The organism is Microbacterium sp. LWH11-1.2, assembly GCF_038397745.1.
In the GTDB taxonomy this organism is placed as follows: domain Bacteria; phylum Actinomycetota; class Actinomycetes; order Actinomycetales; family Microbacteriaceae; genus Microbacterium.
The window spans coordinates 1,515,958-1,529,139 of record NZ_CP151636.1; the positions used below are offsets into that span (position 1 = coordinate 1,515,958).

Genomic DNA, 13,182 nt, shown 5'->3' on the forward strand with positions numbered 1-13,182 from the left:
ACTCAACTTTACTTCGGAGGGATACGTGTCCAACCCCCAGGCCGGCCCGCAGAATCAGGACCAGCAGTCTGCTCTCGAGCAGTTCGGCATCAACCTCACCGACCGCGCCCGCCAGGGCAAGCTCGACCCCGTGATCGGGCGGGACGGTGAGATCCGCCGCGTCAGCCAGGTGCTGACCCGACGCACCAAGAACAACCCGGTGCTGATCGGTGAGCCCGGCGTCGGCAAGACCGCCGTCGTCGAGGGTCTCGCACAGCGGATCGTGGCGGGCGACGTCGCCGAGTCTCTGAAGGACAAGGAGCTGATCACCCTCGACATCTCCGCCCTCGTGGCCGGCGCCATGTACCGCGGCCAGTTCGAGGAGCGGCTGAAGCAGGTCCTCAAGGAGATCACCGAGTCCGAGGGCAAGGTCATCACGTTCATCGACGAGCTGCATGTACTCATGGGTGCCGGCGGCGGCGAGGGGTCGGTCGCGGCATCCAACATGCTCAAGCCGATGCTGGCCCGAGGAGAGCTGCGCCTGATCGGCGCGACGACGCTCAACGAGTACCGCGAGTTCATCGAGAAGGATGCCGCGCTCGAGCGGCGCTTCCAGCAGGTCTATGTGGGCGAGCCCACGGTCGAAGACACCATCGCGATCCTCCGCGGGCTCAAGGGTCGGTACGAGGCGCACCACGGAGTCACCATCGCCGACAGTGCTCTCGTAGCGGCCGCCGCGCTGTCGAACCGCTACCTCCCCTCCCGCCAGCTGCCCGACAAGGCCATCGACCTCATCGACGAGGCCATGTCCCGGCTGAAGATGGAGATCGACTCCTCGCCGGTCGAGATCGACCAGCTGAAGCGCCAGGTCGACCGCATGAAGCTCGAGGAACTCGCGCTCAAGAAGGAGAAGGACGCCGCGTCCAAGGAGCGGCTGGGCACGCTCCGCGAGCAGCTCGCCGGGCTCGAGAAGGAGCTCGCCGCGCTCGAGGAGCGCTGGGCGCGTGAGCGTCAGGGCCTCAACCGTGTCGGCGACCTGAAGAAGCAGCTCGACGACGCCGTCACGCAGCGCGATCTCGCCATGCGTGAGGCCGACTACACGCGCGCTTCCAAGCTCGAGTACGAGACCATCAAGCGCCTGGAGCGCGACATCGCCGAGGCCGAGCAGGCGGAGGCCGCCACGTCGTCCGAGGGCCGCATGGTCAACGAGCAGGTCACCGATGAGGACATCGCCGGCGTGATCGCCGCGTGGACCGGCATCCCGGTCGGAAAGCTCCTGCAGGGCGAGTCCGAGCGACTGCTGCACCTCGAGAGCGAGCTCGGCAAGCGGCTGATCGGGCAGAAGGAGGCCGTGAAAGCGGTGTCGGATGCCGTGCGCCGCTCGCGCGCGGGCATCAGCGATCCCGGGCGCCCGACCGGCTCGTTCCTGTTCCTCGGCCCCACCGGTGTCGGCAAGACCGAGCTCGCGAAGGCGCTCGCGGAGTTCCTCTTCGACGACGAGCACGCCATGGTGCGCATCGACATGTCGGAGTACGGCGAGAAGCACTCGGTCTCCCGCCTCGTCGGCGCCCCTCCGGGGTACGTCGGCTACGAGCAGGGCGGTCAGCTCACCGAGGCCGTGCGTCGACGGCCCTACAGCGTGATCCTGCTCGACGAGGTCGAGAAGGCGCATCCCGAGGTGTTCGACGTGCTCCTGCAGGTGCTCGACGACGGACGCCTCACCGACGGCCAGGGCCGCACGGTCGACTTCTCGAACGTGATCCTGATCCTCACCTCGAACCTCGGCTCGCCGATCCTCATCGACCCCGTGCTCCCACCCGACGAGAAGCGCGAGCAGGTGATGGCGCTCGTGCGCCAGGCGTTCCGACCCGAGTTCCTGAACCGCCTCGACGACATCGTGATGTTCGCCGCGCTCACCGAAGACGACCTCGCGCAGATCGTCGAGCTCTCCGTCGACCAGCTGCACGACCGGCTCCACGACCGCCGGCTCACGCTCGCCGTCACCCCGGATGCACGCTCGTGGCTCGCCGAGCGCGGGTACGACCCGATGTTCGGTGCGCGGCCGCTGCGCCGCCTCATCCAGTCCGAGGTGCAGAACAAGCTGGCGACCGCCCTGCTGTCCGGCGGGGTGCGCGACGGCGACACCGTCCGAGTCGATGTCGCGGCTGACGGATCGGGCCTCGTGCTCACCGCTCAGAGCCCGACGGAAGGCGATCCGCGCACGTCCTAGATTCCACATCTTGGAAGTGTCAATCCGAGATTCGGAAAAATCCTTGACCGCGTTCGCGCGCCCGTGATAGATCTGGAGTGTTCCAAAGTCGGAGCACCTGGATCAGCAGACAGGGAAAAACTGAGCTGACCCCCTGGTGGGGTCAGCCGTTCGACTCCACCCCGATGGACGGAGTCTGCTATGTCACAGCACCCCACGAGCGTGTGGTTGAAGAGCCCGCTCGGCATCTACACCGGAGGCGACGCCGACGCTGCCGGCGGCATCGTCATCGAGGGCTCGCGGGTCCTCGAGGTCGTCCCCGCCGGCGGCGCGCCGTCGGTGCCGGTCGACGAGGTCTTCGATGCCTCGCGGCACGTGATCATCCCCGGCCTCATCAACACGCACCACCACTTCTACCAGACGCTCACCCGCGCCTGGACGCCCGTGGTGAGCGCCGAGCTGTTCCCCTGGCTCAAGGGCCTCTACGGGGTGTGGGCAGGGCTCACGCCCCGCGATCTCGAACTGGCGACGACGGCGGCGCTCGCCGAGCTGCTGCTCTCCGGATGCACCACGGCCGCCGACCACCATTACCTGTTCCCGAACGGGCTCGAGGATGCGATCGACGTGCAGGTCGACGTCGTGAAGAAGCTCGGCATGCGGGCGACCCTGACCCGCGGGTCGATGTCGCTCGGCGAGGAGGACGGCGGCCTGCCACCGCAGCGGACGGTGCAGGATGCCGACACGATCCTCGCCGACAGCGAACGGCTCATCAGCGCCCACCACGAGCGCGGCGACGGCGCGTTCGTGCAGATCGGACTCGCGCCGTGCTCGCCGTTCTCCGTGACGACCGGCGTGATGCGCGACACCGCCGCCCTCGCCGAACGACTCGACGTGCGGCTGCACACCCACCTCGCCGAGACGCTCGATGAGGAGGACTTCTGCCGCGAGATGTTCGGTCTGCGCACGGTCGACTACCTCGAGAGCGTCGGCTGGCTGTCGGATCGCACCTGGCTCGCACACGGCATCCACTTCGACGATGCCGAGATCGCGCGGCTGGGAGCGGCCGGTACCGCCGTGTCGCACTGCGCGACATCCAACATGCGTCTCGCCTCCGGCATCGCCCGTGCGATCGAGCTCGAGCAGGCCGGCGCGCCGGTGGGCCTCGGCGTCGACGGCTCGGCATCCAACGACGGCTCGAACATGATCCAGGAGGTGCGGCAGGCGCTGTACCTGCAGCGCCTGCGCTACGGCGCCGCCGCCGTCACACCCGAGCGCGCGTTCGGCTGGGCGACGGCGGGATCGGCGCGGGCCCTCGGACGCTCCGACGTCGGCGTGCTCGCCCCCGGGAAGCAGGCGGACCTCGCGATGTTCACCCTCGACGAGCTGCGGTTCTCCGGAAGCCACGATCCGGTCGCCGCCCTGCTGCTGTGCGGCGCGGATCGAGCCGACCGCGTCATGGTCGGCGGGCGCTGGCGCGTGCTCGACGGTCAGATCGCAGGCCTCGACGTCCCCCAGCTCATCGCCCACCACAGCGAGGCGGCCCGCGGCCTCCTCGCCCGACACTCCTGAAACGCAGCCCCCCGATACGACGCACGCCCCGAAAACCGACGAAGAGGTCGACATGAACAAGCAGAAGACGGTCGCACGGCGACCGGAAGACGAGCGGATGCCGCTCGGCAGCACCATCGCCTACGGCATCCAGCACGTGCTCACGATGTACGGCGGCATCATCGCGCCGCCGCTCATCATCGGCTCGATGGCGGGCCTCGACGGCGCCGAGATCGGCGTGTTGATCACGGCGTGCCTCTTCATGGGGGGTCTCGCCACGATCCTCCAGACCGTCGGGATCCCGTTCTTCGGATCGCAGCTGCCCCTCGTGCAGGGCGTCTCCTTCGCCGGTGTCGCGACGATGGGAGCGATCGTGACGAGCGGCGGCGGATTGCCCGCGGTGTTCGGCGCGGTGATCGTCGCCTCGATCATCGGCCTGTTGATCGCCCCCGTGTTCGCCACCATCATCCGGTTCTTCCCACCCGTCGTGACGGGCGTGGTCATCACCACGATCGGGTTGACCCTGCTGCCGGTGGCCGCGGGCTGGGCCATGGGCGGCAACAGCCAGGCCGAGGACTTCGGCGATCCGCAGAACCTGCTGCTCGCGGCGATCACGTTCGTCATCGTGCTGGTGCTCAGCAAGGTGCGGATCGGTGCGATCTCCCGCCTGGCGATCCTGCTCGCCATCGTGCTCGGCACGATCCTCGCGGTCATCCTCGGACGCGTCGACTTCGGCGCCGTCGGGGACGGGCCGATCTTCGCCCTGCCCAGCGTGTTCGGGTTCGGGATGCCCACGTTCGAGATCGCCGGGATCATCTCGATGTTCATCGTGATCCTGGTGACGCTCACCGAGACGACGGCCGACATCCTGGCCGTGGGCGAGATCGTCGGCACCAAGGTCGACTCCAAGCGGATCGCGGCGGGGCTCCGTGCCGACATGCTCTCGAGCGCCGTCTCGCCCGTGTTCGGCTCGTTCACGCAGTCCGCCTTCGCGCAGAACGTCGGCCTCGTCGCGATCACCGGAGTCAAGAGTCGGTTCGTGGTCACCGCGGGCGGCGTCGTGCTCGTCATCCTGGGTCTGCTCCCGGTGCTCGGACGCGTCGTCGCGGCGGTGCCGGCACCCGTGCTCGGCGGCGCGGGGATCGTGCTGTTCGGAAGCGTGGCGGCGAGCGGCATCCGCACGCTCGCGAAGGTCGACTACCGGGGCAACATGAACCTCGTCATCGTGGCCTCCTCGATCGGGATCGGCATGCTGCCGATCGCCGCCCCCACGATCTACGACCAGATGCCCGCGTGGTTCGTCACGATCTTCCACTCCGGGATCAGCTCGGCCGCCGTGGCGGCGATCCTGCTGAACCTGCTGTTCAACCATCTCGGGAAGCCGTCGGGCAAGGATGCGTCCGTGCTCGCCGCCGCTCCCACTCGGAGCATCCCGATCGCCTATCTCGATGCCTTCGAGGACGGGGATTCGATCGTCGACGGCAAGATCGTCGACCGCGACGGCCGAGAGGTCGAGGTCCAGCGCCCCGACCACTGACCCCGCTAGCGCAGCGGACGGGTGCCGCGGCCGGCGATCGCGTCGGCCGCGAGCTCCTGTCCGATGATCGAGTGCCGGCGGGAGTAGGCGAAGTAGATCACCAGGCCGAGCGCCAGCCAGACCGCGAACCGCAGCCAGGTCTCCGAGCTCAGGTTCAGCATCAGCCAGAAGCAGGCGATCGCCGAGATCCACGGCAGCCAGGGGGAGAACGGCACGGTGAACGGCCGCTCGAGGTCGGGCCGGCTCTTGCGCAGGATCGGCACCCCGATGCTCACCAGGACGAAGGCCGACAGGGTGCCGATGTTGATCATGTCGCCCAGCACCTGCACGTCGGTGAAGCCGGCGATGATCGCGATCACGACGCCGACGATCACCTGGATGCGCACGGGCGTGCCGCGCTTGGCATCCGTCACGCTCAGGGAACGGGGGAGCAGGCCGTCGCGGCTCATCGCGAAGACGACACGGGCGAGGCCCATGAGCAGCACCATGACGACGGTCGTGAGACCGACGAGGCTGCCGATCGCGATCACCTGCGCGGCCCAGGTCGCGCCGACGAGCTCGAACGCGCTCGCCAGTGAAGGCTCGTCGAGCTTCGCGAGCTCGGTGTACGAGACCATGCCGGTGATCACGATGGCGACCAGCACGTAGAGCACCGTGACGATCACGAGGCCGAGCATGATGCCGCGGGGCACGGTGCGCTTCGGGTCCTTCGTCTCCTCGGCGCTCGTGGCGACCACGTCGAAGCCGATGAAGGCGAAGAAGACCAGCGCGGCGCCGCTGAGGATGCCGAAGACGCCGTACATCGTCGGGTCGGCTCCGGTCATCAGCGAGAACAGCGACTGGGTCCACGCGCTCTCGGATGCTGCGCCGGCCTCGGCGGGCGGGACGAAGGGCGTGTAGTTGGCGCCGTTGATGAAGAAGAGCCCGACCACGATGACGAAGAGCACGATGGCGACCTTGATCACCGTGAAGACGCTGTTCACCCGGCTCGACAGCCGGGTGCCGAGAGCGAGCAGCGTCGTGAAGATCGCGACGATGACGACGGGACCCCAGTCGAAGGACAGCGGCCCGATCGCGATCGTCATCGGGATGTCGAGGTCGAACAGCGAGACCGCGTCGCCGAGGTACACGCCCCAGTACTTCGCGATCACGGCCGACGCCATCAGCATCTCGAGGATCAGGTCCCAGCCGATGATCCAGGCGAGGAACTCGCCCAGCGTCGAGTAGGTGAACGTGTAGGCGGAGCCCGCGACAGGGATCGACGAGGCGAACTCGGCGTAGCAGAGGATCGCGAGCGCGCAGACGGTCGCCGCGATGATGAACGAGATGATCACCGCGGGGCCGGCGTGGCGCGCCGAGGCCTCGGCGCCGACCGAGAAGATGCCGGCACCGACCGCCACGGCGACACCCATCACGGCCAGATCCCACACGCCGAGCGATCGCTTCAGCGACCGCTTCTCGTCGTGGGTCTCGGCCATCGACTGCTCGACGGACTTGATCCTTCGCTGAATCGCCATGCGGACGAGTCTAGAAGGACGTGCTCCCGGCTACAGCACCGACTTCGGGAGCCGATGCAGAGTCACCGCACCGATCGCGGCGAACGGATGCAGCGGATCGGGGTCGCCCGACCCGGTCGGGCCGCCGAGGGCGGAGTCGACCAGCGCGCTCATCACGGCGAACGCGTCCATCGGGTCCCACCCGTGCCCGGTCACGAGGAAGTCGAACGCGTCCTCGTACCCGCGGGTGATGCTCTCCTGCACCGGGTCGCCGAGTCCGACGAAGACCCAGGCGTCCTCGGTCTCGATGCGGGGTGCGCGCAGCGAGAGGCCCGACACGAGGTCGATGCTCACGATCGCGACCCCCTCGGCCTCGATCGCGACGAACGAAGACTCGCCCTCGCTCATGATCGCGTGGATGTCGCCGATGGAGAGCAGCGCTCCCTCCACCTCGACCGGCAGGTACACGATCGAGCCCGGTCGTGCCTCGGTGACGTCCATGTTGCCGCCGAGAGCGGTGGTGGGCATGACGGTCGAGTTCACGCCGACAGCCGGGGCGGTGCCGATGCAGCCGATCATGGGTCGCGGCGCGACGACGTGCCTGTCGGTGAGGTGCACGCCGTCCTCGTCGATCGGGATGCGCCTGGACGCGACCGTCTCGCCCATCCGATGGCGTAGGGCGCCGACACCGGGCAGGCTCTGCGACCATCCGCAGTCCTTCAGGCGGATCTCGTGGATCGTCACGGCGAGCGTGTCGCCCGGCCGGGCGCCGTCGATCCAGACCGGACCCGTGACCGGGTTGATCGGTGCCTTGAGGGCGGCGAGGTCGCCGTGGTCGTGGAGCTCGCGGTACACGGCGTCGTCGGTCTCGAAGCCGATGCGCTCACCCGTGCCGGGCCGGATGCGCAGCACGGGTTCCACGTCGGCCCGGAAGCCGGGACGACCGAGCTCCTTGCCCAGGAAGTGGTCCATGCCGTTCATGCGGACCTCTCCTCGCCGGAAGCGGCATGCTCGGACAGCAGCTCGGGGTTCGCGCCGTTGCGGATGCGGAAGATGACGAACACGATCACCCCGATCACGAGCCAGACAACTCCGCCGATCTTGGCCAGGTCGGATGCGTTGAAGAGTACGTAGCCGACGATGAGGAATCCGCACAGCGGCACCACGAGGTGCAGCAGCCAGTTCCGCGACCGCTGGCGCACGATGTAGTGCCAGAACACGGCGACGTGCAGCAGGAGGAACCCGAAGAGGGCGCCGAAGTTCACCAGCGACGAGATCAGATCGATCTGCCCGACGAAGAACAGCACGAGCACCGTGCTCAGTGCGCTGACGAACAGGATCGCGTACACCGGGACCTGCCGCGCGTTGATCTTCGAGAAGAACGCCGGGAGGCGCCGGTCACGGCTCATCGAGTAGAGCAGCCGCGAGGTCGCCGCCTGCGCCGCCACCGCGTTCGCGATGCCGACGGCGATGACGTTGACCGCGAGGAACGCCGTGGCCCATCCGCTGCCGGCCGCCTGAGCGACGATCGAGAAGAACGCGTTGTTGACCTCATCCTCGGGGAAGGACACGGTGCCGGCGGCGAGTGCGCTCGCGAGCCAGGTCTGCAGGATGAACAGCGTCGCGACGATGAACAGGGCGATGATCATGGCCCGCCCCGCCGGGTTCTTCTTGCCGGTCGTCTCCTCCGAGAGCGTCGAGATCCCGTCGAAGCCGAGGAAGCTCAGCACGGCGATCGAGAGCGCGGATGCGATCAGGGCGGGGTCGACCTTCGCGGGGTCCCAGAGCTGTGCGAGGGAGAAGGAGGATCCCTCGATCGTCTGGCCGGTCAGAGCGGACACGGCGATGACGACGAAGATCACCACGAAGACGAGCTCGATGGCGAGGAAGACGCGGTTCGCCACGGTGATCGAACCGATGCCGAGCACGTTGATGATCGTGTTGACCGCCACGCAGAGGATCGCCCACAGCCATTCCGGCGACTCGGGGAAGATCCCCCGCATCGAGGAGGCGGCGAAGACGTAGAGAAGCGTCGGCACGAGCAGGTAGTCCAGGAGGATCGCCCAGCCCGCGAAGAAGCCGGCGACGGGATGCGTGCCGCGGCCGACATAGGAGAAGACGGATCCGGCCAGCGGGAAGGACTTGGCCATCTGCGCGTACCCGAGGGCGGTGAAGATCATCGCGACGAGGCCCACGAGGTAGACGAGCGGGACCATCCCCTTGGACTCGTTGAACACGACGCCGAAGATCGCCCACGGGGCGATCGGCACCATGAAGACCAGGCCGTACACGACGAGGTCGAAGGTCGAGACGGAGCGCTTGAGCTCCTGCTTGTAGCCGAACGATTCCAGCCGAGGCTGGCCGTCGGAGGCGGCGGTGGCGGTCATGATGTCTCCAGGATGGGTGTCAGGGATGCTGAGCGAGGAAGTCGGCGATCACGTCGAGGAAGATCTGAGGCTGTTCCAGGTGCACGCAGTGGCTCGCGCCGGGGAACACGTGTCCGGTCGCATCGGGGATGCGATCGAGGAACGGCTGCCAGGTCGCGGGCGTCGCCTCGTCGTGCTCGCCGGCGACGACGAGCGTCGGCACCTGCACGAGCGGGAGGCGGTCGATCACGGACCAATCGCGAAGCGTGCCGATCACATGGAACTCGTTGGGCCCGTTCATCGTGTGGTAGACGGTCGGGTCGGCGAGCATCTGCTGCTCGCTGTCGACGAAATCCTGCGGCGTGGGAGCGACCCGGCAGACGTGCCGCTCGTAGAACAGCTGTGTGGCGGCGACGTAGTCGGGGTGATCCAGCGTCCCGGCCGCTTCGTGCTCCGTGAGCGCGTCGCGCGCGGCATCCGGGAGCGCGTCGCGCAGCCGCGCCGCCTCGCTCACCCAGAGCGGCATCGAGGCGGGGGAGTTGCAGATCATCAGCCCGAGCAGGCCGTCGGGCTGCCGAACGGCGATCTCGGCGCCGAGCATGCCGCCCCACGACTGCCCGAGCACGTGATACTCGTCCATGCCGAGATGTGCGCGCAGCGAGTGGAACTCCTCGTCGAAGAAGGCGGGCGTCCACCGCTCGACGGGGGCGTCGGGGTGGTGGGAGCTCCGGCCGCAGCCGATCTGGTCGTAATGGACGACCGTTCGCCCTGTGAGATCGGCGAGGCGGGCGATGTTCTGCACGTAGTCGTGCGCCATGCCCGGGCCGCCGTGGAGCACGAAGACCGGAGCGAGGTCGCGGCTCTCGTCGGGCGTCGTGACGCGGAACCAGGTGAAGCCGTCGCGGAAAGGGACGGAGGACTCGTGAACGTGCATGAACACATGTTGGCGATAAAAGGTCCGCGAGTAAACCATTTGGCGACAAGTTAACGTTGATGAAACACTGGGAGGGCCATGACGGAGACCGATGAGACCCTGATCGATCGCATCACCGACCGGCTGATCACCGCCGTGGCGATCGGCGAATTCCTCCCTGGGGCCCGCCTGCCGGCTGAACGCGATCTCGCTCGCTCGCTCGGCGTCGGGCGCACCACGACACGAGCCGCCTTGGAGCGCCTGGTCGGCAGGGGCATCCTGGAGAAGCAGCGGGGGAGGTCGGGGGGATCATTCGTCAGGGAGGAATGGCCGACCTCCGAGGTCGCCGCCGTCGCCCGATGGTTCGAAGAGCAATGGCCGCAGCTCGTCGATGCCGCCATCGCCGGGACGCACCTCCACGGTGCGGTCGCTCGCCTCGCGGCAAGCAACCGCACGGACGACGACATCGAGTGCCTCGAGAGCTGCCTCGACGACTTCCGGCAGGCCGAGAGCGGAGCCGCTCGTCAGCACGCCGACAGTCTCCTGCACCTGGCGATCATCGCCGCCGCGCACAACGAGACGCTCTCCGCGATCGTGCTCGACCACGAACGCCGGTTCACGATCATCGCCCCCGCCCACCCGTGGGGCGATTCGGCGAGCCGACCTGCGATGGAGGAGCGCGCCGGACGTGAGCACGGCGAACTGGTCGTGGCGATCATCGACGGCCGTGTCGATGATGCCGGGCGGATCGCGCAGCGCCACGTCGAGATCGATCTGGAGCTCCTCGACGCCGCCCGTCGTCGCGCGCTCACCCGCTGACGCGGGCTCCCGATCCGTCGCCGGAGGATGCCGCCAGCGCCGCTCCGGTCAGCGAGTCCCCGTCGGCCGCGAGCTCAGCCGGGGTCCCCGCGAACATCAGCCGACCCCCGTCGGACCCTGCTCCTGGACCGATGTCGATCACGTGATCGGCGCGTGCGACGACACGCATGTTGTGCTCCACCACGACCAGTGTCGCGCCGTCGTCGAGCAGGTCGTCGAACAGGCGATTGATCGTGTCGACGTCGTTCGGGTGGAGCCCGGAGGTCGGTTCGTCGAGGATGATCCGGTCGGCGGGATCGCGCTGCGGGTCGCTGAGGTGGCGCGCGAGCAGCAGGCGCTGCTTCTCGCCCCCGGAGAGGGTGTCGAGCGAGCGGCCGACCGGGATGTAGCCCAGTCCGGTGCGCTGCACCCAGTCGAGGGCCGCCACGACGTCGGAGTGGTCGGACAGCAGCCCGCTGACCTCGCTCGGAGTCGAGGCGAGGACATCGGCGATCGTCGCACCGCCGACGCGGACCTCGAGCGCCGTGTCGTTGAATCGCAGACCCCCGCACGCTTCGCACGGCAGGGAGACGTCGTCGAGGAACGCGAGCTCGGTCGTGATGTGCCCGCGTCCGCGGCACGTCGGGCACGCGCCCTTGCCGTTGAAGCTGAACCACGACGGGTCGAGACCCGATGCCGCGGCGAACACCTCGCGCACGGTGTCGGCGATGCGCAGGATGCTCAGCGTGGTCGAGCGGATGCCGCCGCGCAACGGGTCCTGCCCGACGACGGTGAACTCCGGATGCTGCCGCGGAAGCTCCACCGTCGCGAACGAGCTCTTGCCGGAACCTGCCACACCGGTGATCGCCGTGAGCACCCCCACGGGCACGTCGACGTCGAAACCCTGCAGGTTGTGCGACCGTGCGTCGCGGACGGTGACCTGACCGCGCGGCGCTCGACTCGTCTCGGCTGCGCGCAGCGGCTCTGCGAGCAGTCGTCCGGTCAGGGTGCGGCTCCGACGCAGCGCGTCGGGCGTGCCCTCGAACTGCACCAGGCCGCCTGCGGAGCCGGCGCCGGGACCGAGGTCGACCACGTGGTCGGCGACGGCGATCACCTGCGGATGGTGCTCCACCACGAGGATCGTGTTGCCGGCGTCGCGCAGGCGCTGCAGCAGCGCGACCAGGCGCTGGATGTCAGCGGGGTGCAGCCCGGTGCTGGGCTCGTCGAACACGTAGGTCACATCGGTCAGGGCGCTCCCGAGGTGCCGCACGATCTTGACCCGCTGGGCCTCGCCGCCGGACAGCGTCGACGATTCGCGGTCGAGCGTGAGGTAGCCGAGCCCGACGGAGAGGAGGGCATCGAGGACGTGTCGGATGCCGTCGACCGCCGGGGCGACCCTGGCGTCGGCGAGGTTGTCGAGCAGCACGCGCAGCTCGGCCACCGGCATCCGCATCCAGTCGACGATCGATCGCCCGTCGATGAGGCTCGCCCGCGCGGCGTCGTTCACGCGGGCGCCCTGGCAGTCGGGACAGGCATGGTGGGTCACCAGGCGGTCGAGCTCCTCGCGCACCTGCGCGGACATCTTGGTCGGGCGCTGCTTCAGGAAGACCGCGCGCATGCGGGTGATCACGCCGTCGAACCGTGCGCTCTGCGGGAAGCGCGGGTCGGGGTCGGTCAGCTTGAGCTGATCCGCGTACAGGAAGAGGTCCATCTCCTCGGCGGTGTACTCCTTCAGCGGCTTCTGCCGGTCGAACAGGCCGCAGTAGGCGAAGCGCTTCCAGCGGTAGACGCCGGGCCGGAAGAGGCTGAAGCGCACCGGCCCCTCGTCGATGCTCTTCTCGGTGTCGATGAGCGCGTCGAGGTCGATGTCGTAGACCGTGCCGAGCCCTTCGCAGGTCGGGCACATGCCGGAGGGGTCGTTGAACGAGTAGGCGGGCGAATACCCGGCCGAGGGCGAGCCGATGCGCGAGAAGACCAGCCGCACCAGGGAGGCGAGGTCGGTCGCGGTCGCGACCGTCGAGCGGGCGTTCCCGGAGAACCGTCGCTGGTCGATGAGCACCGTGAAGGTCAGGCCGTCCATCGCCTGCACATCCGGCGCCGGTATCTGCGGCAGCCGGGCGCGGATGAACGTCGAGAACGAGTCGTTCACGAGCCGTTGCGCCTCGGCGGCGATCGTGTCGAGCACGACCGATGACTTGCCGGATCCGGAGACGCCGGTGAAGACGGTCATCAGCTTCTTCGGGACGTCGAGCGAGACATCGCGCAGATTGTTGGTCCGCGCTCCGGTGATGCGGAGGAAGGAGTCCATCACCTCACGCTAGACAGGCCCCCGGACA

At 68.4% G+C, this 13,182-nt stretch carries 9 protein-coding genes; 4 read left to right on the top strand and 5 right to left on the bottom strand.

The annotated features are described in order from the left end of the window. The first annotated feature begins 25 nt into the window (after positions 1–25). The 3 genes from MRBLWH11_RS07215 (at position 26) to MRBLWH11_RS07225 (ending at position 5,273) form a co-directional block, all read left to right on the top strand. Positions 26–2,209, top strand: coding sequence for an AAA family ATPase (locus tag MRBLWH11_RS07215; RefSeq protein WP_116633751.1), 2,184 nt, complete (start codon positions 26–28; stop codon positions 2,207–2,209). 180 nt (positions 2,210–2,389) lie between these two features. Then, complete coding sequence (locus MRBLWH11_RS07220; RefSeq protein WP_341947320.1) at positions 2,390–3,757, top strand: 8-oxoguanine deaminase; 1,368 nt, start codon at positions 2,390–2,392, stop codon at positions 3,755–3,757. A gap of 52 nt (positions 3,758–3,809) precedes the next feature. Beyond that, a complete protein-coding gene (locus MRBLWH11_RS07225) occupies positions 3,810–5,273 on the top strand; it encodes a nucleobase:cation symporter-2 family protein (protein ID WP_116633753.1) in 1,464 nt (487 codons plus the stop codon). A 5-nt stretch (positions 5,274–5,278) separates the two neighbouring features. Here MRBLWH11_RS07225 and MRBLWH11_RS07230 read toward each other — a convergent pair whose 3' ends face one another. Genes MRBLWH11_RS07230 through MRBLWH11_RS07245 form a run of 4 tightly spaced genes read right to left on the bottom strand, consistent with a single transcriptional unit; the run spans position 5,279 to position 10,069 of the window. Next, on the bottom strand, positions 5,279–6,790 hold the full coding sequence (locus MRBLWH11_RS07230; protein ID WP_116633754.1) for an amino acid permease: 1,512 nt from the start codon (positions 6,788–6,790) through the stop codon (positions 5,279–5,281). 30 nt (positions 6,791–6,820) lie between these two features. Next, a complete protein-coding gene (locus tag MRBLWH11_RS07235) occupies positions 6,821–7,750 on the bottom strand; it encodes an acetamidase/formamidase family protein (RefSeq protein WP_341947322.1) in 930 nt (309 codons plus the stop codon). Then, entirely contained in the window at positions 7,747–9,156 is a 1,410-nt protein-coding gene (locus MRBLWH11_RS07240; RefSeq protein WP_341947323.1) for an APC family permease, read from the bottom strand. The genes MRBLWH11_RS07235 and MRBLWH11_RS07240 overlap by 4 nt, the downstream gene beginning before the upstream one ends. Positions 9,157–9,175: 19 nt before the next feature. Then, positions 9,176–10,069, bottom strand: a complete 894-nt coding sequence (locus tag MRBLWH11_RS07245; RefSeq protein ID WP_341947325.1) for a proline iminopeptidase-family hydrolase — start codon at positions 10,067–10,069, stop codon at positions 9,176–9,178. A 78-nt stretch (positions 10,070–10,147) separates the two neighbouring features. On the opposite strand from MRBLWH11_RS07245, the gene MRBLWH11_RS07250 reads away from it, so the two are divergent. After that, complete coding sequence (locus MRBLWH11_RS07250) at positions 10,148–10,867, top strand: FCD domain-containing protein (protein WP_341947326.1); 720 nt, start codon at positions 10,148–10,150, stop codon at positions 10,865–10,867. Here MRBLWH11_RS07250 and MRBLWH11_RS07255 read toward each other — a convergent pair. Continuing rightward, the gene (locus MRBLWH11_RS07255) at positions 10,857–13,154 is read right to left on the bottom strand and encodes an excinuclease ABC subunit UvrA (RefSeq protein ID WP_341947327.1); all 2,298 of its coding nucleotides are present in this window, start codon (positions 13,152–13,154) and stop codon (positions 10,857–10,859) included. The genes MRBLWH11_RS07250 and MRBLWH11_RS07255 overlap by 11 nt on opposite strands. Between the last annotated feature and the right edge of the window lie 28 nt (positions 13,155–13,182).

What these genes read in the sequence shown, in the direction of transcription:
- MRBLWH11_RS07235 (WP_341947322.1), bottom strand. Translation starts at nt 7,750, where the DNA reads ATGAACGGCATGGACCACTTCCTGGGCAAGGAGCTCGGTCGTCCCGGC.
- MRBLWH11_RS07250 (WP_341947326.1), top strand. Translation starts at nt 10,148, where the DNA reads ATGACGGAGACCGATGAGACCCTGATCGATCGCATCACCGACCGGCTG.
- MRBLWH11_RS07225 (WP_116633753.1), top strand. Translation starts at nt 3,810, where the DNA reads ATGAACAAGCAGAAGACGGTCGCACGGCGACCGGAAGACGAGCGGATG.
- MRBLWH11_RS07220 (WP_341947320.1), top strand. Translation starts at nt 2,390, where the DNA reads ATGTCACAGCACCCCACGAGCGTGTGGTTGAAGAGCCCGCTCGGCATC.
- MRBLWH11_RS07230 (WP_116633754.1), bottom strand. Translation starts at nt 6,790, where the DNA reads ATGGCGATTCAGCGAAGGATCAAGTCCGTCGAGCAGTCGATGGCCGAG.
- MRBLWH11_RS07240 (WP_341947323.1), bottom strand. Translation starts at nt 9,156, where the DNA reads ATGACCGCCACCGCCGCCTCCGACGGCCAGCCTCGGCTGGAATCGTTC.
- MRBLWH11_RS07245 (WP_341947325.1), bottom strand. Translation starts at nt 10,069, where the DNA reads ATGCACGTTCACGAGTCCTCCGTCCCTTTCCGCGACGGCTTCACCTGG.
- MRBLWH11_RS07255 (WP_341947327.1), bottom strand. Translation starts at nt 13,154, where the DNA reads ATGGACTCCTTCCTCCGCATCACCGGAGCGCGGACCAACAATCTGCGC.